This window comes from Streptomyces sp. GC420, assembly GCF_009916105.1.
Taxonomy (GTDB): Bacteria; Actinomycetota; Actinomycetes; order Streptomycetales; family Streptomycetaceae; genus Streptomyces.
Map to the genome: position 1 here is coordinate 1 of NZ_JAAAXQ010000700.1, position 1,878 is coordinate 1,878.

The window sequence follows — 1,878 nt, forward strand, 5'->3', positions numbered from 1 at the left end:
GGCCTGGAGCCGCCGGCACGCCCGGCGCCTCCGGCGTTCCCGGCGTTCCCGGCGTTCCCGGCGTTCCCGGGGTGGGACACCCGGGCAGCGGCTCGGGCGGGGGCGGCGGGGCGCACGGCGCCCCGCCCCGGGCGGGTGGCCGCAGGAAGGGGCGCGCGGGAAGGCCGGGCAGCGGCAAGGGCGGCGGACGGCACCGGCGCGGCGGCTCGCAGCCCGCCACGACTGCCCGGCAGGACCCCGCGCAGCCCGCACTCCCGGCGGCGCCTCCCCCGCCACCGCATCCACCGTCGGCGGCCCCGCCGACCACGGGCCCGGCTCGTGCACCGGAGCCCGCGCCACCACCGGCACCGGAGGCCCGCGATCCGGCGGGAGGGACGACCGTCCGGGAGCGGCGGCGTGCCGCACGGCAGCGGCGCAGGGGCGGGCGGCTCGCGCGCCGAAAGCACCGGGCGGCGGTCGAGGCGGCGGAGCGGGCCCGTGCCACGGTCCCCTCGACGGCCCCGGGCGAGGCCTTCGACACGCTGTACGACAAGCACGCTGCCGCGCTCGCACGGCAGGCGTACCTCCTGACCGGGCGGCGCGGGCTCGCGCGGGAGGCCGTCGAGAGGGCGTTCCAGTCCGCGTGGCACCGCTGGCCCGAGGTGGCCGTCGACCCGGAGCCGGGCGGCTGGGTGCGGGCCAGGGCCTATGGCTACGCCCTCTCGCCCTGGCACCGCGCGCGCCCCGCGCACCGGCACCCGGACCGGGCCGACGCGTCCCAGGAGGACCAGGAACTGCTGGACACCCTGCTCGGTCTGCCGCCCTCGTACCGCAGCACGCTTCTCCTCCACGACACCGTCGGGCTGGGTCTTCCGGAGACCGCGGCCGAGACGGAGGCCACCACCTCGGCCGCCGCGAACCGCCTCGCGCACGCCCGGGAGGCCCTGATCGACCGGTACCCGGAGTTCGGTAGGGATCCGGAGCTGATGCGCGGCCGCATCTCCGCGCTCGCCCCGCGCACCACCCAGCTCCCCGCCGCCCGGGTGATCCGCCTTCAGGCCGAGCAGGAGGCCGGGCTGTGGACGCGGGCCACGATCGCGGTCGCCGTACTCCTGCTGGGCTTCACGGCGTTCACCGCGATCACGGCTCCGAGCGGGTACGAGCCACCGCGCGCCCCGGGCCGTCCCGTCGGCATCGTGCCCGGGCCCCGGCCGGACCAGCTCACCGAGGACCAGATGCGGCTCAGGGACAAGCTTCGCTCCGAGCCCGCCAACGGGCCGGAGCGGCTGAGTCCGCTCGGTCGCTGACCCGTGCGCCGCATCACCCGGGATTCCGTGTGATGGCCGGGTCGCGCCAAGCGGCGGATCCGCGTGTCGTCAGCGCCCCGCTGGCTCCGCTCGGTCGCTGACCCGTGCGCCGCATCACCCGGGATTCCGTGTGATGGCCGGGTCGCGCCAAGCGGCGGATCCGCGTGTCGTCAGCGCCCCGCTGGCTCCGCGAGGTCGCTGACCCGTGCGCCGCATCACCCGGGATTCCGTGTGGTGGCCGGGTCGCGCCAGGCGGCGGATCCGCGTGTTGTCAGCGCCCCGCTGGCTCCGCGGTGCCGCCGAACCGGGCCGGAACGCTCCGGGAGCCGGGGGACCGCACGACGGGGCGGGCTCCCGAAGCCCCGGCCCGCGGTCCCCGCGGTCCGGGCGTCCTGGACGTCCCGGGCCGGGCACGCCGGGAGCCCCGTCGGTGCATACAGACGGACACCCGCCCGCGGCAAGCCCGGCGGGAACCACCCGCGCTCACGCGGGTGAGGACGTCACTTCTGCACGCCGTACAGCTCGCGCAGCGGCCCCTCCGGCAGGCGGTCGTTGCAGTCGAGCTGGGCGGTCTTGGTCAGGGAGTCGTTCA

At 77.9% G+C, this 1,878-nt stretch carries 1 protein-coding gene; it reads left to right on the forward strand.

What is annotated here, in order from left to right; all coding sequences use genetic code 11:
* Window positions 1-1,286 (forward strand): sigma factor-like helix-turn-helix DNA-binding protein (locus GUY61_RS37905; RefSeq protein WP_208106957.1); only part of this gene is annotated, 1,286 nt, incomplete at its 5' end.
* Window positions 1,287-1,878: the final 592 nt, after the last annotated feature.